Below are 23330 nucleotides of genomic sequence, written 5' to 3'. Positions count from 1 at the left end.
AAATAACTGGATGTTTTAAATCCGAAAATGCTCAGTAATGCTAGTATCATTAATGGCTACCCTAACACTAAATTGTTCTGTAGGTTCACCGCGAAACTGTAACTGAATGTAGTTGTCTGATTTTCTCGATTGAGCATCTAGAAATACAGCTCCTGAACTATCTAGAACGGTGAGATGAACTCCGGGTGGTAAGTAGATTTGATTACCAGTGGCGTGCAATTGCAGATGAATACTGGTTTGTTGATCTTTTTCTGGGCTGATTTCCACAATCAACATAACGGGTTGGTTAAGAATTTGGATACCTAAATCAATTAGTTTTGCCCGTTTAGTAATTGATTCTGCTTGATTGAGGGCATTTAGTTCTAAAGTTTCGGTACTACGAAAGGCATAAACTGGTCTGAGTTCCGGCAAGTTCCACAAAGATTCAATTGTTTGCCAACCTGCCTCAAATATACCGGTAAACCACTGACTCAAATTCACGAGTGAACTAACTGGAGATTGACGCAATTCTCCCAAGTGGTCGATAAATGCTTCCAATGGTTGCAGTTGTTTTAAAGGCAGTGTTTCAGTTGCGACACTAGCAATAAAACCAAGCAGCCTTGCTTCTTGGAGTAATTCATCAAATTGAACTACTAAATAACCCACCCGTTCTTCCCAGGTTTCTGGGGGTATGGAACATATCTGTTGATGTTGATGGACAGGGCGACACTCTAGACGGCCAACTGAGGGCAATTCTAAGTCAGCAACATTTCCACAGAGGCGCATGATGGGGTTCCAGCTGTCGCTAGCTTGGAGGTTGGTAGGAATATCCATCATTTCCAAGTAGTCATTCACCACCCACACAGCTAGCGTATTCAGCCGAACTTGCTCTGCTTTTTCCGAATTTGGCTGTTGGTTAGCAAATTCCTGGGCAGTGATGCGAGCTAATTGGGGAATCGGTAATGTTAAAGCGAAATCGTCTAGCTGATAGGTGGAGTTATTCATAAATCAATCTTTAGTGATCAATGCTGCTATGTACATATCATCCGCATTCACTAAATTTATGCCACAAAATAGAGAATGATTATTAGAAAAATTTAATTAGGGATTCAGAATTGCGGAAAATGCGATCGCTGCAAGAACTCAATACTTTTCGGGTTTTGGGGGAAAGGGGAAAGGTAAAGGGCTTGAATTTTCCTTTCCCCAGACCAAAAGAAAGCGATCGCTAGTTTAATATCATCTGCCAACGAACGACTTTCGCGTTGGTCTGAATCAGCATACACTGATTTTGGACTAATCAAAGTGGTTGTCCTTATAGGAACAATGAGCGAAAGTAAAATACCAGAAATCCTGGAAACCTTCGAGGCAGACTTGCTGTCAGAGTGGACTCAGGAGTTAGCCAATGTCAATATTCGGAAAGGCTTGATTAAAGAAGCCGAGCTAAAGGAGGAGTGCCGGGAATTCCTGAGCTTGTTTCGGAGTGCCGTTGGGCATGGCAAGTTGACCAATATTCAGGCAGGGGTGTGGCAAGATATGCGGGAGATACTAAACAGCATTTCTCGATCGCGATCGCAAAAAGGCTTCACACCGGCGGAAACAGCTACATTTGTCTTTTCGTTCAAGCAACCCCTCTTCAACCGAATGCGTCAGCAATTGAAAGACCCCATTGAGTTGGGTGAAGAGATTTGGTTAGCCACCAACTTACTGGATCAGCTGGGATTGCTGACAATTGAAGTGTATCAAAAGGCGCGGGAAGAGGTGATTTTGCGACAGCAGGAAGAGTTGATGGAGCTGTCTACTCCAGTGATTAAACTCTGGGACGGAATTTTGGCATTACCCATTATCGGCACCCTGGATAGTGCCCGCACGCAAATGATGATGGAGTCGTTGTTGCAGAAAATTGTTGAAACCGGGTCAGAAATTGCCATTATTGACATTACCGGGGTTCCTACCGTGGATACCCTCACCGCTCAACATCTGCTCAAGACCGTTACTGCTGCCCGTCTCATGGGAGCCGATTGTATGATCAGTGGGATTCGTCCTCAAATTGCCCAAACGATCGTTTATCTCGGCATTGATTTAACTAATATCACAACCAAGGCAACCTTAGCCGATGCCTTTCTCACAGCGCTAAAAAGTTTGGGAGCGACCATTACCCGCTCTCAACCCAAATAGGTAGGAACCAATGGAACGCATTCCTATACTCAAAATGGGCGATTTCCTGCTGGTGACAATCCAAGTGGATATGTATGATCGCCTCGCCATGACTCTACAGGATGACTTGACCAACCGTATCACTCAAACTCACGCTCATGGTGTCTTGATCGATATCTCTGCATTAGATATTGTTGATTCCTTCATTGGTAGGGTTTTAGGCAACATTGCCAAAATATCACAGGTGATGGATGCCCAAACAGTTGTCGTTGGGATGCAGCCTGCTGTGGCAATTACGCTGGTGGAATTGGGGCTGTCGCTGACGGGCATTCGCACTGCCTTAAATGTAGAAAAGGGAATGGCACTGTTGCGATTGTCACTCAATGAAACCACAAATCAGGTCATTGCCACTCAATGGCGTGCAGATGACGATGCAGAAGACTGAAACAATCAACATTCAATCTTCTGGTGATGTAGTCTTAGTTCGGCAAGCCGTGCGCCAGCTGGCCGTGGAAATTGGCTTTAGCTTAGTAGACCAAACTAAAATTGTCACCGCTGCCAGTGAGTTAGCCCGCAATACCCTAGACTATGGGGGAGGTGGCACAGTAAAACTAGAAACGCTTCAGGAAGAGAGACGACGAGGACTCCGGCTGACCTTTGAAGATGGGGGCCCGGGAATTCCCGATATTGAACTGGCGCTGAAGGATGGGTTCACCACGGGTAGCGGATTGGGTATGGGATTGAGCGGTGCCAAACGACTCGCCAACGAGTTTGAAATTCAGTCTGCGGTGGGAGAAGGAACACGGGTAATAATTGTACGATGGAAATAAAATGAGAGAATCTGTCGCCATTACAATTACTGAATCTAGCCAGACTGGGGAAGCGCGACGGGTAGCGATCGCATTGGCAACTCAGCTCGGCTTTCAGGAAACGCAACGGGGCAAGGTTGGCATTGTGGTGACAGAGATTGCGAACAATCTGATCCAGCACGGTCAGGGTGGAGTCTTATTGCTAAGATTGCTCGAACACGATTCAGCCATCGGTATTGAAGTCTTATCGCTAGATAAAGGACGGGGAATGGTTGATGTGGATGAGTGTTTGCAAGATGGCTTTTCCACAGGCGGAACCTTGGGCAATGGACTGGGTGCAATTTCTCGCCTCTCTGGTTTATTAGAAATTTACTCCATTCGCAACCAAGGGACAGCGCTTCTCGTCCACCTCTGGTCAGACTCGACACCCCATCTGCCGGAAAAGACCTTAGAAATTGGGACGATCTGTTTGCCCAAACGAGGCGAGGACATTTCAGGAGATGCCTGGGCATATCAAGTCGATCGTTGCCGCAGCCTGTTGCTAGTAGCCGATGGCTTAGGGCATGGGCCTGCGGCGGCTACTGCTTCCTCAAAAGCCGTCAGAATTTTTCAAGAACACGATCGCTCTCCTGCTGCGATCGTCGAAGCTGCCCACGCCGCCTTGCGAAGTACGCGAGGAGCAGCACTCGCCATTGCTGAAATCGACTTTGAAGAACAGTCTGTCCGCTTTGCCGGCATTGGCAATATCGCTGCCAGCATTTTCTCATTTACTGAACGCCACCATCTGATATCTAATAACGGCACAGTGGGACATGAAATCCGCAAAATTCAAGAGTTTAGCTATCCCTGGTATGCCAACGGACTTTTAATTATGCATTCTGACGGATTAGACACTAAGTGGCAGCTCGATCGCTATCCAGGCTTGAGTCAAAAACATCCCAGCCTGATTGCAGGTGTTTTATACCGAGACTTTAACCGAGACCGGGACGATGTGACAGTGTTAGTGGCTAAGGGAATGGGAAATAATTCGTAATTCGTAATTCGTAATTCAGTAGGTAGACATAATTAAATATAAAATAAACTCTTAGTTTGTAGTGAGCGATTTATCGCTCAGAGCAAGGATTATCAGGACTAAAGTCCTTACTACAAACAATAAATTTATTTATGCCTAGATACTTCGTAATTCGTAATTCGTAATTAAAGATACGAAAAGAAAATGCAATTTTGAATTGGAGTGAAGCGACTTGACAACTATTTTCATCCTCGAAATCCAGAACGAACAAGATGTTGTCCAAGCTCGGCAGCGAACTCGTGAGATTGCCGAGCAATTGGGCTTTGATACTCAAGATCAGGCACGATTGGCAACGGCAGTTTCAGAAATTGCCCGCAACGCCTTTCAATATGCCAAAGGTGGAACGGTTGAATTTTCTGTGGCAGGAGAACCTCAAGAGTTTCTGATTCGGATTCAGGATCGGGGTGAGGGTATTCCTCATCTAGCAGACGTTTTAGCCGGACGCTACACCTCTGACACCGGAATAGGACTGGGCATTGTCGGTAGCCAAAAGCTGATGGATTTCTTTGAGATGGAATCGCTACCAGGACAGGGAACAACGGTGGTGATGAGCAAAAGATTGTCGAAGCGCACACCTAATTTCACCGATTTGCAATTGCAGCAGATTCGAGAAAGCGTCATGGAGCGATCGCCCCAAAATCCCTATGAAGAGATTCAGCGACAAAATCAGGAGTTACTGCGGGCAATGGCAGAGCTACGCAAGCGCGAGGAAGAACTGACCCAGCTAAACCGGGAACTGGAAGATACCAATCGCGGTGTGGTTGCCCTCTATGCAGAATTGGATGAAAAAGCAGACTCTTTACAAAAGGCAAACGAGCTAAAAACCCGCTTTCTCTCAAACATGAGCCATGAATTTCGTACACCGCTTAACTCGATTCTCTCCCTATCTCGGATGCTACTGGCCCGGATGGATGGTGATTTGACCGTCGAGCAAGAAAAGCAGGTGACATTCATCCAAAAGGCGGCGAGCGGATTATCAGAACTGGTCAACGACTTGCTGGATTTGGCAAAGGTGGAAGCTGGAAAAATTGAAGTGCGTCCTAGTTCCTTTGAAGTTAGTGATTTGTTTGCCACGCTGCGGGGAATGCTGCGCCCATTATTGGTTCAAGGCTCCTCTGTCGCGCTGAATATCGAGGAACCTGAAGGCATTGGGCAAATATATAGCGATGAGGGCAAAGTCGCGCAAATTCTAAGAAACTTTATCTCCAATGCCCTCAAATTTACCGAGCAGGGAGAAGTGCGTGTAACCGCTGTGCAAAGGGGTCATACCGTGACCTTCTCTGTGTCTGATACGGGTATTGGTATTCCGATCGCTGATCAAGAGCGCATTTTTGAGGATTTTGTCCAAATTGAGTCTTCTCTGCAAAAGCAGGTGAAGGGAACCGGGTTAGGATTGCCGTTATCGCACAAGCTAACGGAGCTACTGGGCGGCAGTATTTCAGTTACAAGTAAGCTGGGTGAAGGTTCTACATTTACAGCATCGATTCCCATCGTCTACCCTTATGCAACCGAATTTCCCACCCTACTGCAACCGATGTCCGACGGTCGAGGGGAGACGATCGCACCACTTGAACCAACTCGTCTGCCAATTCTGGCAGTTGAAGATCATCGAGAAACGCTATTTATTTACGAAAAGCACCTTCAGGATTCAGCCTATCAATTAATTGCGACCCGCACTTTAGCTCAAGCTAGGCTTGCCTTACAACAACTTCAACCGGCGGCGATTATGCTCGATATTATGCTAGAAGGTCAAAACGGCTGGACGTTCTTGCGAGAAATCAAAGGAGATGAAACCACCCGCAACATACCTGTACTAGTTATCACTATCATTGATAACGAGAAGCAAGCACTAGCCCTAGGAGCCAACGGTTTTTTAATTAAGCCGGTAGACAGATTGCAGTTGTTGAATAAACTTAATACGCTAATTAATCAGAACAAGCCTCAAAAAATCTTGTTAATTGACGATGACCCTGCCTATCGGTATTTGGTGAAGCAGTTGTTAATAAATACACAATTGAGTATTTTAGAAGCCATGAACGGATGGGAAGGATTAAATTTAGCAGAACGCGAGCAACCGACTGCGATCATCCTTGACTTGGAGATGCCAGAGTTGAGTGGGTTTGATGTACTCAAGCAGCTTAAAAGCAATCCTGTCACTCAGTCGATTCCTGTGATCATCTACTCATCGGCACAGCTTGATGCAGAAACTCAGAGCCAATTAGCAAAAAAAAGCATCGCCATTCTTTCCAAAGAGACAGGCTCTCAAACTGCAACGATGGACTACGCCTCGCCTTTCCTGCGGAAAACTCCAGCAACGGCGAACGCTCAACTTCAAGATGCGCTGATCAAAGCTGGGCTTGTTCTAGATCCTTGTGGGCAAAGTCATGTCTGAGCCACAGGTTATCATCCTGCATGTTGACGATAACGAAGCCAATCGTTACATCGTCACCCGGATTTTGCAAAATGCAGGCTTTACCGTCGTGGAAGCGGCAACGGGAGTAGCAGGATTAAAGGCAGCTACTGAACATCAACCTGCTCTGGTGATTTTGGATGTTAAATTACCAGATATCAACGGCTTTGAAGTTTGTCGCCAAATTAAGGCAAATCCCGAAACTGCTTTTATTCCCGTGCTACACCTTTCTGCAAGTTTTGTCCAAAGCCAGGATAAAGCAGAAGGCTTAGACAGTGGTGCCGATGGTTATCTGGTGCAACCTGTTGAACCCATTGAACTGCTGGCGACAGTGCGATCGCTGCTGCGAATTCGACGAGCGGAGGAAGCTGCTTTATCCTCATCACGAGAGTGGCAAACTACCTTTGACTCTATCAAGGACAGCGTATGTCTGGTAGACCAAGAAGGTGTAATTCTGCGCTGTAATCTAGCGATGATGCAGCTTTTTTGCAAGCCCTCCCACGAAATATTAGGTTGTGTTCACCATGAGTTGATGGGCGCAGAATTGGGGATTGGTGATGGCGCTTGCTTTCGTCGGGCGAAAGAAACTCACCAACGGCAAGTTCTAGAATTTCAGTCTACAGAACGCTGGTTTGCCAAAACCATTGACCCAGTATTTGATGGGTATGGGACTCTCATCGGTGCCGTTTTCATCCTGTCCGATATCACCGAACGGAAGCGAGCATCAGCGTTGCTGCAAGAGCAGAATGATCGCCTCAATCAGCTAATGATTTCTTTGCAGCAACAAACTGAACAAGCGCAACAAGCCAATCGAATTAAAGATGAGTTTCTGGCAGTACTGTCTCATGAATTGCGATCGCCCCTGAATCCGATTTTGGGATGGACAAAAATTTTGCAAACGAGCCAGCAGAACGCAGCCAAAACTCAGTATGCGCTTGAAACGATTGAGCGTAATGCTAAACTGCAAGCGCAACTGATTGAAGATTTGCTCGATGTGTCGCGTATTCTTCAAGGCAAGTTGAGTTTGCATACAGTTCCAGTCGGTCTAACTTTAACCATCAAAGCTGCTCTGGAAACCGTGCGGCTAGCTGCTGAAGCTAAATCTATTCAGATTGAAACAGTATTTGAACCAAACGTTGGGCAAGTGTTGGGTGATTCTGGTCGTCTGCAACAGGTTGTTTGGAATCTCCTTTCCAACGCGATTAAATTTACCTCGCAGGGTGGTCGAGTAGAGGTGCGGTTAGAAAGGATCGAGAATAAATTAGAAACTCATCTTTCGGAATACACTCAAATCACTGTCAGCGACACTGGTATGGGGATCTCTGCTGACTTTCTGCCTTATGTTTTTGACTACTTCCGCCAAGCCGATGGGACAACAACCCGAAGATTTGGAGGATTGGGATTAGGGTTAGCGATCGTGCGTCATTTAGTTGAATTGCATGGCGGAACCGTTCAGGCAGCAAGCCCTGGAGTCGGTCAAGGAGCAACGTTTACAATCAAGTTTCCACCAATCGCTGCGGAAAAACTGAATCAAGCTGATACTGCGTTCCATAATTGCTCAGACTTCAATCTGAATGGATTGCAAGCTCTGCTTGTAGATGATGACAGAGATTCACGGGAATTCATCGCCTTCTTGTTAGAACAGTATGGGGCGCAAGTGACTGAAGCTGAATCAGCACATGATGCTCTAAGCACTTTGGGGCAAGCAAAATTTGATTTGCTAATCAGTGATATTGGTATGCCCGATATGGATGGCTACACACTAATTCGTCAAATTAGAAAGCAGCCGTCTGATCAAGGCGGAGAAATTCCAGCGATCGCCCTTACCGCTTATGCAGGAGAGATCGATCAACAACTAGCACTAGCAGCCGGATTTCAACAGCATATTTCTAAACCAATTGAGTTAGAGGTACTGATGCAGGCTATTTTGACTCTAGTCGGGGTATAGGAACGATTGGTGAAAAATTCCGGCGTTGCATAATTGAAGTATGAATTTGAGCGATCACAAATTTTTGCTACCGACAAGAGGACTTTTCAAACATCCTCTAACTCTTAACTGTTGTGACAACGGCTTCAACTATAGCTTTTTGTTCGTCAGCATCCACAGAAGTAACTGCCCAACGCAGAGGTTCGCCTTGTTTCTTTAACTCTGTTTCAATTACTTCTAGTAACTCTGCGGGAGTTTCTTGTAAATCAATTTCTGCGGTAATAAAATGAGTTGTCATTTTGTAAATCCTGTTAATTTGTAATTTCTATAATAGCTGACTTCATCGGCGATGAAATACTTGTGTAACTTATCAGATTTGGTAATCTGAGTGAACAGTTATTCAGTTATGAATAACTGTTCGCTGATTATTTGCCTTTGCCAAATTGTAACTGATAAACTACATCTTCCTTTTCTGTCTGAAGTTTTAAATCAGAAAGGGGTTTGGCAACACAAAGCAATACGTAACCTTGCTTTTGTAAATCTGGACTAACGCCCATACCATCAGTTTGATCTACAGTTCCCTCAGATAGTTGACCGGCGCAAGTTGTACAAACACCTGCATTGCAAGAACTCGGCAATTCCAAACCAGCAGCCTCGGCAACTGATAAGATCGTTTCATTTTCAGGAACTTGCAAGGTATGAATTTTGCCTTGGTGATCAATTTCTACGGTGTAAGTTTTGGGCATATACAAAAGAAGCGTGATGCAACGGACAAATGTATTAGTTTATCTGAATTAGTTAAAAATATCCAGATGTTACTATAAAAGTTTAGGTTAAAGAGAAACAATTATAGCAACTAATTCTGAATAAGTTATAGATTAGTAACATTATTTACTATACAATACCCAAATAAATTAGTTAAATTTGCTTACTATAAATAATATGCGCGATCGCGTAGGATAGAGAGTCGAAAGTAGTTGTACTTCTTACTTAAAAGTAACTTTTGATACAGCTTTCCTTATCCCAAGGTAAACTCATCTATCCCGGTGAATAAAACCCTGAAAGTTAAGTAGGTCAATTATCTAATAACTTTACTATTAGTCTTTTAGGGAATATGGCTTTCGGTATACTTTTAACTATCTACTTTTCCTAACTCCCTAAAAAATGGGCGAACCGGAGGTAATTACGAATTACGAATTACTTTAATTTACTACCTGGCTGCCATGACTGCGGGGGTCATCTTGACTAGCTGTTGGTGCTACTGGGGCTGAAAATTTGGAAACTTTCCCGCTAGCTTGAGCATAAGGAAGAGACGAACCAGTAACCAAAGCTTCTAAGTTACTAGCCATAATTGTGCGGGGTTGATCGCCGATCGCTTGAGCTATAGTTTCCCCTTGCTGACTCAAAAATACAAAATGGGGAATCCCGTCCACGCGATATTTCAGCATTTCCGGTAGCCACTTGGTATTATCCACATTCAGCATGACAAAATTCATCTTGTCAGCATACTCTGTTTCTAGTTGAGTGATATCTGGTGCCATTTTTTGACAGACAGTACACCAATCAGCATAAAACTCTACTAGAGATGGTTTGCCGTTGCTGACGGCTACTTCTAATGGTGTGGACGAATCGCTTAACTTGGCTAGAGTTGCTGAGGTTGTTTCAGTTCGCAATCCTAAGACGAGGGCAACGCTAAGAGCGATCGCTACCATTACAACTAAGAAGTTTCTCAAACGCTTCCCTAATGAAGATTCAGGCTTATCGGGAGAATTAACAGGTGAATCAGTACTCATAACAAAATTATTAAAACTTATTAAGCAATTTCTTCTTTAGTCTAGCTGACTCCAGCTGCTCTTTAATACGTAATTTGATACTCAAAATGGGTATTAGAGGCTATTCATAAAGTAAAAATAAAATTCTTGTAGGGTTGTTAGGCGCATATTTCGATATAGTTTGTTACGAAAAATATGACTCTCGCGCCTAACGCACCGTGTTATGTAGTGATGAACACCCTACTTAAAATTTATGCCATTCATAACTTATACCAATTTAATGTGAAGCTGCACTAAATGAGTAACTCTCTATTCTTGGCGCTCTTCTCTTCGAGACGCTTCGCGTTCACGTAGTGTCTCGTAGAGAAGGCGTACTTGGCGGTTCGTTTAATATTCTGTGCATCCTCATACAGAATTGGTATTAGTGTTTTTATTTACCAAAGCGACGCTCTATATCATCTGCTTGGGAACCACCGCGAACTGAGTTAATCCGTAACGAGGTCTTATCTTTAGAAATGTTATAAGTTAAAGGCTTTGTCTTAGATATTCGCCCTTCACCCTCTTTAGCCAAAGTCTGGGGTGGATACTTAATAATTAAAGCTTTGATTGCCTCAATTCGTTTGGGTACTGCTGGATGAGTTGTATCAAATTCAGAACCAGGAGTTTGAGCCAAAACCTGCATTACTCTTAAACATCCTTCTGGTTCAAAGCCTGCTTTCACAGAAGCTATGTAGCCAATTTCATCAGCTTCAAACTCTTGTTGTCGTTCTTGTTCTGCTAAACGCTGTTCTAACTCTTTTTTCTTTTTCTCGACAATCTCATTAATGCGTTGCTGTGATTCTACTTGTCGTTGAGCGCCTTGATTACCAAGAACTGAACCCAGCAAACCACCAAAAGTTCCTCCAACTACACGATTCACAACGGCACCGCCAACGTTAGCAGCTGTTGACTCTTGGTTTGCAGCTTCTCTTTCTCCCAGTACTTCTTTGGTTGCTTCTTCTTGAATTTTGGCAATCAACTCAGTTTTTTTAGCTTCACCAACAGCAATGTGACGCTTGGTGTGATGTCCCATTTCATGAGCAACTACACAAGCTAATGCTGAAGAATCACCAGCTAACTGGTCAAGTATGCCATCGTAAATAGCAACCAAATTAACGTCACTTGCATAGGCATTGACATCATACTTGGGAACAGCCACAACCCGCCAAGGACGATTATCTAATTCGTTGGCACGTGCTACTCTATCTATGACGCGATAGAGGGTATAAAAATCTTCAGGTAATTCTTTTTTAGCTTGCTGGTAAATTGTTGTAGCTGTGGGTGCTGCTTTCTTTGGTTGGACTGGTTTAGCCTGGACTGGCAGTATTGCACTGAACAAAAGTAGGCACAAAGAACTAGTAGTTAGAAGTCTTCTATCCCAGTTCAGCATTATTGTTGATACCTCTGTAATACAAGGATTATTTTTATACAATAATGCAAAATATATTTTATGTAAATCAAAGGTTTACAAAAGTACTACAGACCGAAGTCTGCTCAAACGGACTTCGGTCTGTTGGTGTAAGCGACGGTAGCCATGTCAGTGAAGCTGCGTAGGCATAGCCCATCATAGACATCGCTGTAACTCAGACATACAAGTTAAGTAAGTTGGCACAATAAAACCAAACTATGTAAAGATAAATGAACTAGGCTAAAATCCTTATGCCTATTGCCTGTTGCCTTATCCCAACGACAATTATTTACGCTCACTTACTTAGGTTGATATAGGAATCCAATTTAATTTCTGAAAATATACGTAGGATGTGTTAGCGACAGCGTAACGCATCAAAGCCGTGATAATAGTGCGTTACGAACTCCGTTCTAACACATTCTACAATACCTAATTTCGTTCAAAAATCAAATAGTAATCCTATATTTACAGTTTGTATTGGCGTAATTGCTCTACTATATAATCTTCTAGTTCTTGTTTTTCTCTGTTACTGGCATTTCGTTGATAGGTTCTTCCTGTTTCTTGAATAAACTTACGTTTCTCGCTTGGAGAAGATTTGAGTTTACCTCCAGTTCCTTGCAGCTTTTGCTGTAATTCTTCCCAAGTCTTTTCACCCACACTTTCACCTAGTTTGACAAGTACCTTTGGTAGTAATGTTTTTGCCTCTCTTTGAAAATCTTCTTCTGTCTCAAGGGAAGCTAAATCTATATTGCTGAAGTCGATATCGATTTGAAACTTACTCATAGAATTGTATTTGTTCTTTTAACGATTATTACCACAATGAGGAAAAGATAAGTTTGATTTTGCTGTCAATCGTAGATAGGATACGAAGATAGCATGATTGAGCAGCTAGTAGATGGTAGGGATCAGTTAACTTTGCACTGACAAGTATCGCCAATGCTTTGCGCGTGGGTGTTTGCCTGGTTGAACCTATGAAATAAACTATATGGAAGCTTTCGTCACGAATTTGACGACTGTACTTGCTACAGCAGTTGATATCTTTACTGGCATTATCATTGGTATAGCCGTCTTGGAAGCCGTAGCCAAGGTCCTGGTTTTTTTCTTCAGCCGCCGTAGAAAGTTAAATGAGGCTAAAGAGGAAATTCGGCTATCGCTGGGTATGTGGCTGGCTCTTTCCCTTGAGTTTGCATTGGCTGCTGACATTTTACGTAGTACGATCGCTCCAACTTGGGACGAAATTGGTAAACTAGCTGCCATCATTGCGCTACGAACAATTCTGAATTTCTTTTTGGCAAAAGAAATTGAGCAAGCAAAGAATAAAAAGAACGATATCAAGGATGAATCTTTTTAATTTCTCAGTATGGGCAGTAATTATCCAGTTTTTAGGTTCTTTAGCGATCGCTGCTTATGTCTTCGCTGCCATCCTTTCTCTAGTTTTCAGGTTTAATGTCTATCAGGCAAGACTTATAGTAGCAGAAGGGGTGGTAACAAGTTTAAACTTTATGGTTGCAGCAACTCTGCTAAAGACAATTAATCTGCGAACTTGGAGGCAAATTTTAGTCTTTAGCTTAATCCTATCAATCCGCATCTTTCTTAAGAAGTTATTTGTGTGGGAGAAAATGCAAATTCTGACAATAAAATCTCGCGTTTAATGAGTCAAAAAAGTTTTTACTAATAATTTAAGACTGCCAGATCAGAAAGATTTTACATATAGTTAATGCCTGCATAACCAGGTTAGCAATATTAAAAATGCTATCTTAAAGGCAAAGGTCATTTGCTCAATTTTTGAGGAAAAAACTATGACTACAACGCTCAAAGAGTCTAGTTCTATCGAGTCATTGCTAGGTAAAGAGGCTGAAGACCTGCTTACCTACAAAGCAAAGGTTTCTCAGGATTTACTACACTTGCCGGGGCCAGACTTTGTAGATCGAATCTGGATCAACAGCGATCGCAATCCTCAAGTGTTGCGTAATCTCCAGCTACTTTATTCTACTGGTCGTCTGGCAAACACAGGTTATCTCTCAATTTTACCTGTAGACCAAGGTATTGAACATTCTGCTGGTGCGTCTTTTGCGCCCAATCCAATTTACTTTGACCCAGAAAATATTGTCAAATTAGCGATCGCCGCAGGTTGCAATGCTGTTGCTACCACTTTGGGAACATTAGGTATAGTTTCGCGCAAGTATGCCCACAAAATTCCTTTTATTGCCAAAATCAATCACAACGAATTGCTGACTTTCCCCAATCAATTTGATCAGGTATTGTTTGCTGATGTGGAACAAGCTTGGAATCTAGGGGCGGCGGCGGTAGGTGCGACAATCTACTTTGGTTCAGACCAGTCTACCAGACAGATTCAGGAAATCAGCAAAGCTTTTAAACGCGCCCATGAATTAGGAATGGCGACTATTCTCTGGTGCTATCTGCGGAATAACGCCTTTAAACAAGATAAGGATTATCACCTTGCGGCTGACCTCACCGGACAGGCGAATCATTTGGGTGTAACGATTGAAGCTGATATCATCAAACAAAAGTTACCCGAAAATAACAATGGTTATGGTGCAGTTGCCAAAGCCAGTGGTAAGAGTTACGGCAAAACAGATGAGCGCGTTTATACAGAATTGACAACCGATCACCCAATTGATTTAACTCGTTACCAAGTACTAAATTGCTACTCTGGGCGCGTAGGGTTGATTAATTCTGGTGGCGCGACTGGTAAAAATGACTTTGCCGAAGCAATTCGCACCGCCGTAATCAACAAACGCGCCGGTGGTTCGGGATTAATTTCTGGGCGAAAGACCTTCCAGCGTCCCTTTGAGGAAGGTGTGAAGTTATTTCATACCATTCAAGATGTTTACTTATCGCCAGATGTGACGATCGCTTAGGGATTAGGAAAGGGAATAGGGTACAGGTTACAGGTTACAGATTATTCACTGTCACCTGTCACCTGTCACCTAATCCCCCATTGCTATCTAACATTTCTCACTAAGAAATCTGGTTGACCACAACTTTTTCGCGATCGCTTCAAAATCTCCGCACTACAAATACCAGGTTCACCGTTTTTGGAATAACAAAAGAAGACTTCTTGTAAAAACCTTCCCGAACCAGAACAGAAAGGTGCTACACCATCAGCCGTAATTTTATTATTGGTACTCACAAATGAATTTTTAAAATTTGTAATTGTGGTACGCAAAGGTTTATTGGGACGATTATAAGCTGCGGGAATAGCGATCGCATCTTTTAAATTTTTACTCAATGCCAAGTATTCCGCAGGAGTTTTCCCCGAACAAGTACCATGTTTTTCCCATTCATGATCGTAAAGTTTATTACTAGGATACAAATTGGGAAACCGTTGCTTTACTTCCGACGGTAGTTTTTGCGTGGAACAATTAGCAGGATAACCAGTTTGGTATTGTGGCCACAAACCATGTAATACAAAACCAAGTTTCCTTCCAGAACCACACTGCTGCGGGTCACGGGTACCATTTTTTGCACAATAATCCGGCGACCAGGAGAGTGTCAGTACATAAAAATCAAATTTCCCTGGAGTACCGCGATTTTGAGCAATGGCAGCATTAGGTATAAAAATACCAGTAATTAGCAGAGAAGATGCAATTAAAAGTTTCTTAATCTGCATAAAAATAGCTAGTTTGCACTAAAAATAAAGTTATATACGATACATTCTTAAGAGTCAATAATCAAGGTTTAGAAATTATTTCCCAATGCCCAAAGCCTAATTTCCCATTCCCCATTGCCTAACGAATTCAGAAAAAGCAAATCTCGGTAATGATTCTGGGATATCCTTAGATAAGTGAAAGATTTGCCAAAAAATAGTAAGAATGAAGCTGGCAGCAAGAGTAAGTCAGGTAACACCTTCATTGACCTTAGCGATCGCAGCCAAGGCTAAGGCACTGAAGGCAGAAGGAATAGATGTTTGTAGTTTTAGCGCTGGAGAACCAGATTTTGATACCCCAGCGCATATTAAAGCCGCAGCAGTTAAAGCTTTGGATGAAGGCAAAACCAAGTATGGTGCAGCAGCCGGAGAACCAAAGTTAAGGGAAGCGATCGCCCATAAGCTCAAAAATGATAACGGTCTTGATTACAAGTCGGAGAATGTCATCGTCACTAATGGCGGTAAGCATTCTTTGTACAACTTGATGGTGGCGCTAATCGATCCAGGCGATGAGGTAATTATCCCTGCACCCTACTGGCTAAGTTATCCCGAAATGGTGACTTTAGTCGGTGGAGTTCCGGTAATTGTACCCACAGATGCCACAACGGGTTATAAAATTACTCCCGAACAACTCCGTAAAGCAATCACCCCCAAGACCAAGTTATTTATCCTCAACTCTCCATCTAATCCCACAGGGATGGTTTACACGCCAGACGAAATCAAAGCACTGGCGCAGGTAGTAGTTGATGCAGATATCTTTGTCGTCTCTGATGAGATTTACGAAAAGATTCTCTACGACGGTGCAGAACATATCAGCATCGGTTCTCTTGGGAAGGAAATTTTTGACCGCACTTTGATCAGTAATGGGTTTGCGAAAGCTTATTCTATGACTGGTTGGAGACTCGGCTATTTAGCGGGGCCGGTGGAAATTATTAAAGCAGCAAGTACCATCCAAGGGCATAGTACATCTAACGTGTGTACCTTTGCTCAATATGGTGCGATCGCAGCGCTACAAAGTTCTCAAGATTGTGTCGAAGAAATGCGCCAAGCCTTCGCCAAACGCCGACAGGTAATGCTAGACAGACTCAACGCCATTCCCGGATTGAGTACCGCAAAACCAGATGGCGCGTTTTATCTGTTCCCTGATATCAGCAAAACCGGTCTAAAATCCCTAGAATTTTGTGACGCTTTGTTGGAAAAACATCAAGTTGCAGTCATTCCTGGAATTGCTTTTGGCGCTGATGACAACATTCGCCTTTCCTACGCCACAGATATGGCAACTATTGAAAAGGGAATGGATAGATTAGAGAAATTTGTCAAGTCACGTATTTAGTTGTCATTTATCATTTGTGAGGAGAACTTATTAACTCTTCAATTTGTTACTCCACCTTTTCAAATCAGAACTGGTGGAGTTTCTTTTCAAGCCTCAAATTAGTTCCCAAAATACTTTTACTTAGAACTTATCAAACGCGGAAAGGACTTGATGAGTACAACTCCTCCAACCAAGGCAAAAATTGATCCTAAACCAGTTAACATAACAGGTAAAAACCATAAACTTAGCCAAGATTTTATCATGGCAGAATTTGGCTTTTCAGGACTGTATAATATTTCTACCTGCTGACCTTTAGCAAATTCTGGTGGATTGCTACCTGAATTTGATTCAAAAACCGTTGTTTCCCCAGAACGAGCAGTAAATTTTATTACTGGATAGTAGGCATAAGAAGAACGACCTTTTTTATCAGTTGATGAACGTTGCACCAAATCAATTATTGTCCCTTGTGCTGGTATTGCTGAGGTAACAAAGGAACGAGTATTCAATGCAATCATAATGCCCGTAACGGCAATTATGCTGCCAACACCGCCGAATATTGAACCAAATATACGAAAGAACTTTGTATCTTCATTCATAAAATATTGCAAGGTTTATTATAGCTAAAAGTTTAGATTGGAAATTTTAGGTTGATATTTTCTAGATTAGGTAATAATCGGGGAGAAGTAGGGGAGGCAAATCTTAAGGTTATCATGCCACAGTGACAATAAAATTTGATAACAGAGGTGAAGTGAAGTCATCTGTTACAAATAATGTTGACACTAATTTTAGAACAGCTTTTTCTCAGCGATTTTCCCCATACTCCCTGCCCCCTCACCTCTACATCAACCCCATCTCTTGCAACCCCTGGCGTAGTCTCTTCGCCTCTTCGGGATTATATCTTTCATGAAGGGCGATCGCTTTTCTAAAAGCTGTTAAACTCTCTTGATGATTGCCAACTTTGAGCAACACTACCCCTAAATTTTGATACGCTTCGGCATAGTTGGGATTTAAGGTGATTGCATGTTGATAATATACGATCGCATCTGTAAATAAACCCAAAGCTTTAAATGTCATCGCCAAATTATAATGTCCAAAAACAAAATTAGGGTCAATTTTCAAAGTTGTGGCGTAAGCTGTTTTCGCACCGTTGAAATCTCCTGCTGCTTTGAGTAAGTTACCCAAGTTGTTGTATGCTCCTAATTTGAGCATGGGATAAATTGGCAATTTGATAGCAGCTTTATAGTGAGAAATCGCCTGTGGTGATTTTTGCAAGCGACTGTAAGCAATGCCTAAATGATAGTGGAGTTCATATAAAATATCGTAATTTTCTTCAGCAACGCTGATTCCATGTCTGAGCAACTCCATACCTTGGGTAGTTTTCCCCGTTTCCACATACAATGCCCCTAATTTACTGCAAACATAAGGATCATCGGGATGAGTAGCAAGAAACCCTTCCATCGCCGTAGCTGCTTTGGCATATTTGTTATTTTGAGCGATCGCACTTTTTTGATATCCTGTGTGTACAAGTGCGACCCCAGGTAAATAACCTATTTGCCAATGAGGTTCTTTATTTACAATTGCTGACACGCTATCATCCACTAAGGCATGGTAAGGACGGTCAAAACGAATATCTGGATGATTGCGGAACAGCCTAGAAACCAAAGAATAGGGAGATTGTTCAGCACCTACTTCCTGACGAACGAGGTTAATGAGCAGGTATTCATCTCTGGCGATCGCCTCTCGCAACTGCGGTACAATGCCTGGAGTCAAAGTTTCATCAGCATCTAAGACCAAAATCCAGTCACCAGTGACATATTTTAAAGCTGCATTACGGGCAGCACTGAAGTCATTACACCATTTAAAATGATGAACTTTTGCACCGAGTTGTTGGGCAATATTGGGAGTGCGATCGATTGAGCCTGTATCCAAAACTACCATTTCATCCACCAGTTTTCTGACACTGTTCAGGCATTTAGGCAGTGTTGCGGCTTCGTTTTTCACAATCATGCACAGACTCAAACTCATAAGTTAAAAATTGGGAATTGGGAATTGGGAATTGGGAATTGGGAATGGAGAATTGGGAATTGGGAATTGCCAAAAGGAGAAGGGAACAATGGGAAAGACTTGTTGCAAGATTCTCACTCAAATCACCTTGTCACCTTGTCCCCTGTTTCCCCTCATCTTCCCCATTACCCATTCCCTACTTAGATTTTGTGCAAAAATCAAGATTAACAAAATCAGTGAGTGATTCAATCCGGGAGAAAGGGTGAATTTAATGCAGGGTCAAAGACCTTGCGCCCCTACTTGTCCATCAGCACAATGTGATTCACCGGGATATCAAGCCGGCTAATATTCGACGGAGAGCATCAGATAACAAGATAGTACTAATTGACTTTGGGGCTGTCAAACAAATTAGTACTCAGATGCCTAATTCTCAAGGACAAACAACTTTTACCGTAGCCATTGGTACTCATGGTTATATGCCAAGTGAACAAGCTAATCGCACTCTACAATTGAGCAGCGATATCTATGCAGTGGGATTTATTGGTATTCAAGCCTTGACAAATGGATTCACGAGTATAAAAGACTCGTTAACGGAGTTCTGAGATGAATTCACGAGGAGCGAAAAAAGACTAATCAACTACTGAAGGGGCAGGTATAACAGGAAAGTTCCGTTCAATTTATGCGATCGCACTTTGATATATAAACTTTGAAATCAGCGTATTTTTCTCTAATGAAATAAAAGTTATAAAAGAACACCCCTATTCTTGTCGATGAAGAGATTGCCGCTTGAGACGCTTATGAGCGTACATTAATTCGTCAGACCTGGCAATTAGTTGTTCTAGTGACATATTACTTCCTGGTGAGTAACGCTCTATTCCCATACTCATCGAAAGTTCATAGCTACGGTTTTGCTCTTGATTAAAGTTGGCAATATTTACTTGCAGATACGCTTGGATGCTATCAGCATCTTTAAAGTAGCTGGAGATGAAAACAATGAATTCATCTCCACCCAAGCGAGCAACAATATCCGAGTTCCGAAAACTTTGCTTGAGTAATTGACCAGCATCAACAATCAAGGCATCCCCCATATCATGACCAAGGGTGTCGTTAATCTGTTTTAGCCCATCTAAATCAATGAAAATCACCCAGCACAACAATCTCATGCGGTGAGCAATTTTCAACTCTTGTTCAGCCATCACGAAGAAGCCACGTCGGTTATGCAAACCTGTTAGATCGTCGGTCAGCGATAACTGCCTTCCTTCTATCTCTGATTGTTTACGGTTGCGAATTTCCTGAATGAGTTCCATCTGAGCGATCGCTTGCCGAGTTAAGCGGCGTAGTGCATCCAACTGCTGGTAACTTAGCTGACGAGGAACGGTGTCCATCACACACAACGTCCCTATTGGAAAACCATTAGGCGTAACTAGTGGCACACCAGCGTAAAAACGAATTTTAGAATTACTTTTAACTAGAGGATTGTTCGCAAAGCGAGCGTCCTTGATGGCGTTGGGAACTACTAATATATTCTCTGGTTGCAGAATAGCATGGGAGCAAAAAGCCGACTCTCTGGGCGTTTCTCTAACTTTTAATCCAATGTTAGATTTAAACCATTGGCGATCGGCATCCACTAAGCTGATTAAAGCAATTGGAGTCTTACAAACGTAGGCAGCAATAGCAGTTAGGTCATCAAATGCTTGTTCAGGTAGAGTGTCCAGAATATTGTAGTCTGTTAATGCTTTGAGCCTTTCTGCTTCATTTTTATATAGAGGAGCAACTGGTGTTTTCACAGATGAGTGTCCGAGCCTTAGCCAGGAAAGTCTGATACGCTGGAATTTTTGCAACAACCGCAGGGCTAACTCTCCAGCAACCAGGCTGCGTGATATAAATATCTCTGCAACGAAAATCAACATTCGATTGAATATACAGAAATATTGTATTGCATGATGTTCTTCATGCCTTTGGTTTGCTCTGTTGTTCATATTACCCTAACTCTCACCGTGCAAATCCTCTGAGCATCTATATGCTTATAAGGTCTTCTACCCAAAGCCATGTTGAAAATTATCATTGTCAACTAAAAATTATCAAAACTTATCATACTGCCAGAGTTCCTATCAAAACGGGATATTTTTGATACTGATAGTTTGTTTGGATGCAGATAAATTCCGAGAGTTAGATTGTTGTTTGCCAAAGGGAGCGTCAGACAACTAAGCAGACTGACAGCAAAAATAAAAATGTGCGATCGCTTAATTTTGCAGTCCAGTCCAGATGATCTCTGCGTAGATGGCTATCCTGATTGATTGGCTTTAATCTTTGAGTTTTAAAAAGCCGTAGTGGATTTAACTAAAACCTAAATATCACTAGCTTTCTTGTGGTGGGCAAAATTTTTGCTTTGATTCATCTACCACTTGCACAAAAGTTATTCTGGCTGCTTAATTCTGTTTTCAGTAACTTGGCTTTATAGCAATTAGTTTGGTATAAAGCAGCGATTGATACGGTTTTAGTAATCGGTTTCAGCTTTGATCCTTGATAGGAAAGTAACATAAACCGTAGAAAACTTATCAACAAATTCTGCCAGATGGATAAATTTTACCCAAACTAAAATTGCTAATTTTACTCAGATAAAAATGCACACAAGATTAGTAATGCTGCGTCATCTCTACTGTGCAGAGATGAAATTGCAGTTTTTAGCACAATAATAATGGAGAGAGTAATGATCACTGAAGAAGACGTAACCCAACAATTTACCTTTATTATGCAGCAATATCACCCAACAGCATGGGAATTACTACGCCACTGCTATATAAAAGTGCTAAATTCTAGCTTAGAAGGAGCGTATACCGCTCATGCCAAACATATTAAAATTTACTGTCCTGACAGACTGATTGATGCTGTAGTCGCAGAAAAAAATTTACTGATAGAAGTGGCAGAATCTCTGGGTCTAGTTGAAGTTGTTTGCTTGAATGCGACAAATCTGTTGCATGACCCCAAATCGCAGATTAAGAAGGCTTATCCTCAATTGTGGTTAGATTTGATGTGGATTGTTACACAAAAGCAAGAATTATGAAATCTAGAATTAGTCTTTATACGACTCTAAAATCCCACTGCGAATCATTAGTTGTGGCCAAAACAACACAAAAAATCCCATCCACATCACTATAGGGATAGAGACGAGAATGGTTAGCCAGATAGTTTTAAATAGTAACCAGCTACCACTAATGATTGTTACACCTGTGAGAACTATAGACCAGGGCTGACACCACCAAGGTTTGTAGTTCCAAGGACTTATAGGCTTTTCTTCGGACATTTGTTTTATTTAATAAAACTCCAAATTTACCTTTGACCATTTTTAGGGTAAACGATCTACTAGGGTTCCAGAGTTGAACGCAATCGCTATCAATATTATCAAGGTTTTGGTAATATTCTTCAGAAATATAACAGTACAATCCAGATCAATTTTGGTTATCGTCCACCTCTGTAGAGTTAGAAAAAATTAACAAGGGGATTTGTGCCCCTTGTTATCCTGGATTTCTCACGCATAGTTTAGGCAGAGGGAGAAGAGGAGTGTGGGGAGTGTGGGGAGTGTGGGGAGTGTGGGGAGTGTGGGGGGTAAGACTTCTTCCCCATCCTGCCACACCCCTTGGATTTCTCACAAGTGAGAAATCCAGGTTATGAACCCGCGTAGGTGGGTAAAGCCTTGTATATAAGCTTTTAACTACTTACGAAAGCACTGCTGCTTCTAGCTTATCGGCTCTGTTCTTCAAGATGGTTGGTAACTCGCTACTGAATGCTTCACCCTCAACCACTTGCGATCGGAAACCATCGGGCCCAACTGGAACATCACCCGTGATGGTTGTGCGATAGAGGACGCGCTCAACTTCCAGATGATCTAGATCCTGTGGGGCTAAATGCGAGGTGGCGCGGTTATCCCAGAAGGCAATGTCACCGTTGTTCCATCGGAAGCGAGTGGTGTAGGCAGGCTTGGTAATTTGGTTGAAGAACAACTCAAGCAGCAGGTCGCTTTCTTGTCGTGACACGTCAAGAATGTGTGAGGTGAAACCAGGATTCACGTACAATGCTCGTTCGCCTGTTTCAGGATGAACGCGTACTACTGGGTGAATTGAAACCAGTGGATTGGCAGCAATGCGCTGGGCGATCTTGCTATTGCTGGGCAGATTCAAACGCGCATTGAAGCGATGTTCGGCTTTCAATCCGTCTGCAAGCGCCCGCAGGGGTGCTGATAGACCTTCGTAGGCTGCGACCAAATTAGTCCACTGTGTGTCACCACCAAAACTAGGAACGTTAACTGCACGCAAAATAGATGCCGCAGGTGGGTTGACAACTGCTGTCACATCGGTATGCCAGCGACTCTCGTAGCTGGAACGTCGTAGGCCATTACGCCGTTCGTAGCGGCTGCGGTCAATTGGCAAGATTTCTGAGAAACCTTCTACCGGCTCATCTTCGTGGGGATGTGCGTAGGTCACTTCGCCAAAACGAGCCGTGAATGCAACCTGTGCAGCATGATCGATGTTCTGTCCGCGAAAGAACACGACTTTCCACTTCAATAGCGCTTGACGAATTTCTTTAACTGCATCATCGTGCAAAGGACGTGAAAGGTCTATGCCACTGATTTCAGCACCAATGAAACCAGCTACCTGTTTGACTTCAATGTGTTTGTTAGTCATCTGAATTCTCCATAAGTTTGATTCATAGGGCGGTGTTCACACTCGTCCGTTTCCTTTGGTATGTTGTTTGCACTTAATGGCTACATCCCAAA

At 42.7% G+C, this 23330-nt stretch carries 24 protein-coding genes and 1 pseudogene; 12 read left to right on the top strand and 13 right to left on the bottom strand.

Annotated elements, in window-relative coordinates; all coding sequences use genetic code 11:
• Window positions 1-15: 15 nt before the first annotated feature.
• Both GJB62_RS00935 and GJB62_RS00930 read right to left on the bottom strand, forming a co-directional pair.
• The gene (locus GJB62_RS00935) at window positions 16-984 is read right to left on the bottom strand and encodes a DUF1822 family protein (RefSeq protein ID WP_114080144.1); all 969 of its coding nucleotides are present in this window, start codon (window positions 982-984) and stop codon (window positions 16-18) included.
• A 104-nt stretch (window positions 985-1088) separates the two neighbouring features.
• Window positions 1089-1280, bottom strand: a complete 192-nt coding sequence (locus GJB62_RS00930; RefSeq protein ID WP_147262428.1) for a hypothetical protein — start codon at window positions 1278-1280, stop codon at window positions 1089-1091.
• 22 nt (window positions 1281-1302) lie between these two features.
• Between GJB62_RS00930 and GJB62_RS00925 the strand changes: the two genes are divergently transcribed.
• From GJB62_RS00925 to GJB62_RS00900, 6 genes are all read left to right on the top strand, one after another.
• Window positions 1303-2154, top strand: coding sequence for an STAS domain-containing protein (locus GJB62_RS00925; protein ID WP_114080145.1), 852 nt, complete (start codon window positions 1303-1305; stop codon window positions 2152-2154).
• Window positions 2155-2164: 10 nt separating this feature from the next.
• Window positions 2165-2578, top strand: coding sequence for an STAS domain-containing protein (locus tag GJB62_RS00920; RefSeq protein WP_114080146.1), 414 nt, complete (start codon window positions 2165-2167; stop codon window positions 2576-2578).
• On the top strand, window positions 2517-2963 hold the full coding sequence (locus GJB62_RS00915) for an anti-sigma regulatory factor (RefSeq protein ID WP_245246060.1): 447 nt from the start codon (window positions 2517-2519) through the stop codon (window positions 2961-2963). The genes GJB62_RS00920 and GJB62_RS00915 overlap by 62 nt, the downstream gene beginning before the upstream one ends.
• A 1-nt stretch (window position 2964) precedes the next feature.
• Complete coding sequence (locus GJB62_RS00910) at window positions 2965-3975, top strand: SpoIIE family protein phosphatase (protein ID WP_114080148.1); 1011 nt, start codon at window positions 2965-2967, stop codon at window positions 3973-3975.
• Window positions 3976-4186: 211 nt separating this feature from the next.
• The gene (locus tag GJB62_RS00905; protein ID WP_114080149.1) at window positions 4187-6406 is read left to right on the top strand and encodes an ATP-binding protein; all 2220 of its coding nucleotides are present in this window, start codon (window positions 4187-4189) and stop codon (window positions 6404-6406) included.
• On the top strand, window positions 6399-8372 hold the full coding sequence (locus tag GJB62_RS00900) for a response regulator (protein ID WP_114080150.1): 1974 nt from the start codon (window positions 6399-6401) through the stop codon (window positions 8370-8372). The genes GJB62_RS00905 and GJB62_RS00900 overlap by 8 nt, the downstream gene beginning before the upstream one ends.
• 97 nt (window positions 8373-8469) lie before the next feature.
• Here the strand turns inward: GJB62_RS00900 and GJB62_RS00895 are convergent, their stop codons facing one another.
• The 5 genes from GJB62_RS00895 to GJB62_RS00875 all read right to left on the bottom strand — a co-directional run bounded on the left by GJB62_RS00895 (window position 8470) and on the right by GJB62_RS00875 (window position 12353).
• A complete protein-coding gene (locus GJB62_RS00895) occupies window positions 8470-8649 on the bottom strand; it encodes a hypothetical protein (RefSeq protein ID WP_114080151.1) in 180 nt (59 codons plus the stop codon).
• A gap of 127 nt (window positions 8650-8776) precedes the next feature.
• Complete coding sequence (locus GJB62_RS00890; RefSeq protein ID WP_114080152.1) at window positions 8777-9097, bottom strand: 2Fe-2S iron-sulfur cluster-binding protein; 321 nt, start codon at window positions 9095-9097, stop codon at window positions 8777-8779.
• A 456-nt stretch (window positions 9098-9553) separates the two neighbouring features.
• Window positions 9554-10144 (bottom strand): thioredoxin family protein, encoded by a 591-nt coding sequence (locus GJB62_RS00885; protein ID WP_114080153.1) that lies wholly within the window; start codon window positions 10142-10144, stop codon window positions 9554-9556.
• 409 nt (window positions 10145-10553) lie between these two features.
• Complete coding sequence (locus GJB62_RS00880) at window positions 10554-11552, bottom strand: M48 family metallopeptidase (protein ID WP_114080154.1); 999 nt, start codon at window positions 11550-11552, stop codon at window positions 10554-10556.
• 483 nt (window positions 11553-12035) lie between these two features.
• Complete coding sequence (locus GJB62_RS00875; RefSeq protein WP_114080155.1) at window positions 12036-12353, bottom strand: hypothetical protein; 318 nt, start codon at window positions 12351-12353, stop codon at window positions 12036-12038.
• Window positions 12354-12555: 202 nt separating this feature from the next.
• Between GJB62_RS00875 and GJB62_RS00870 the strand changes: the two genes are divergently transcribed.
• From GJB62_RS00870 to GJB62_RS00860, 3 genes are all read left to right on the top strand, one after another.
• Window positions 12556-12921, top strand: a complete 366-nt coding sequence (locus tag GJB62_RS00870; RefSeq protein WP_114080156.1) for a DUF1622 domain-containing protein — start codon at window positions 12556-12558, stop codon at window positions 12919-12921.
• Window positions 12908-13222 (top strand): DUF1622 domain-containing protein, encoded by a 315-nt coding sequence (locus GJB62_RS00865; RefSeq protein WP_114080157.1) that lies wholly within the window; start codon window positions 12908-12910, stop codon window positions 13220-13222. Before GJB62_RS00870 ends, GJB62_RS00865 begins: the two co-directional genes overlap by 14 nt.
• Window positions 13223-13369: 147 nt before the next feature.
• Window positions 13370-14452 carry a class I fructose-bisphosphate aldolase gene (locus GJB62_RS00860; protein WP_114080158.1) on the top strand — a complete coding sequence of 361 codons (1083 nt, stop codon included), beginning with the start codon at window positions 13370-13372 and terminating at the stop codon, window positions 14450-14452.
• Between the two features lie 83 nt (window positions 14453-14535).
• On the opposite strand, the gene GJB62_RS00855 is transcribed toward GJB62_RS00860, so the two are convergent.
• Entirely contained in the window at window positions 14536-15204 is a 669-nt protein-coding gene (locus GJB62_RS00855) for a ribonuclease (RefSeq protein WP_114080159.1), read from the bottom strand.
• 202 nt (window positions 15205-15406) lie between these two features.
• Here GJB62_RS00855 and GJB62_RS00850 point away from each other — a divergent pair, with 202 nt between their 5' ends.
• Complete coding sequence (locus tag GJB62_RS00850; RefSeq protein ID WP_114080160.1) at window positions 15407-16573, top strand: pyridoxal phosphate-dependent aminotransferase; 1167 nt, start codon at window positions 15407-15409, stop codon at window positions 16571-16573.
• Between the two features lie 116 nt (window positions 16574-16689).
• On the opposite strand, the gene GJB62_RS00845 is transcribed toward GJB62_RS00850, so the two are convergent.
• Window positions 16690-17148 carry a DUF3592 domain-containing protein gene (locus GJB62_RS00845; RefSeq protein ID WP_114080161.1) on the bottom strand — a complete coding sequence of 153 codons (459 nt, stop codon included), beginning with the start codon at window positions 17146-17148 and terminating at the stop codon, window positions 16690-16692.
• A gap of 241 nt (window positions 17149-17389) precedes the next feature.
• Window positions 17390-18577, bottom strand: a complete 1188-nt coding sequence (locus GJB62_RS00840; RefSeq protein WP_181852781.1) for a glycosyltransferase — start codon at window positions 18575-18577, stop codon at window positions 17390-17392.
• A gap of 266 nt (window positions 18578-18843) precedes the next feature.
• Here GJB62_RS00840 and GJB62_RS00835 point away from each other — a divergent pair.
• Window positions 18844-19116 (top strand): annotated as a pseudogene (locus GJB62_RS00835) (serine/threonine protein kinase); the annotation flags it as partial.
• A gap of 198 nt (window positions 19117-19314) precedes the next feature.
• On the opposite strand, the gene GJB62_RS00830 reads toward GJB62_RS00835, so the two are convergent.
• Window positions 19315-20535 carry a sensor domain-containing diguanylate cyclase gene (locus tag GJB62_RS00830; RefSeq protein WP_114080164.1) on the bottom strand — a complete coding sequence of 407 codons (1221 nt, stop codon included), beginning with the start codon at window positions 20533-20535 and terminating at the stop codon, window positions 19315-19317.
• A 731-nt stretch (window positions 20536-21266) separates the two neighbouring features.
• Here GJB62_RS00830 and GJB62_RS00825 point away from each other — a divergent pair.
• Window positions 21267-21620, top strand: coding sequence for a hypothetical protein (locus GJB62_RS00825; protein WP_114080165.1), 354 nt, complete (start codon window positions 21267-21269; stop codon window positions 21618-21620).
• Between the two features lie 9 nt (window positions 21621-21629).
• Here the strand turns inward: GJB62_RS00825 and GJB62_RS00820 are convergent, their stop codons facing one another.
• Both GJB62_RS00820 and GJB62_RS00815 read right to left on the bottom strand, forming a co-directional pair.
• A complete protein-coding gene (locus GJB62_RS00820; RefSeq protein ID WP_012407001.1) occupies window positions 21630-21860 on the bottom strand; it encodes a DUF6737 family protein in 231 nt (76 codons plus the stop codon).
• A gap of 412 nt (window positions 21861-22272) precedes the next feature.
• Window positions 22273-23238: a TauD/TfdA family dioxygenase gene (locus tag GJB62_RS00815; protein ID WP_114080166.1), complete on the bottom strand. Its 966-nt coding sequence runs from the start codon at window positions 23236-23238 to the stop codon at window positions 22273-22275.
• Window positions 23239-23330: the final 92 nt, after the last annotated feature.

Source organism: Nostoc sp. ATCC 53789 (genome assembly GCF_009873495.1).
In the GTDB taxonomy this organism is placed as follows: Bacteria; Cyanobacteriota; Cyanobacteriia; order Cyanobacteriales; family Nostocaceae; genus Nostoc; species Nostoc muscorum_A.
This window is presented reverse-complemented; position numbering and strand designations above follow the sequence as displayed.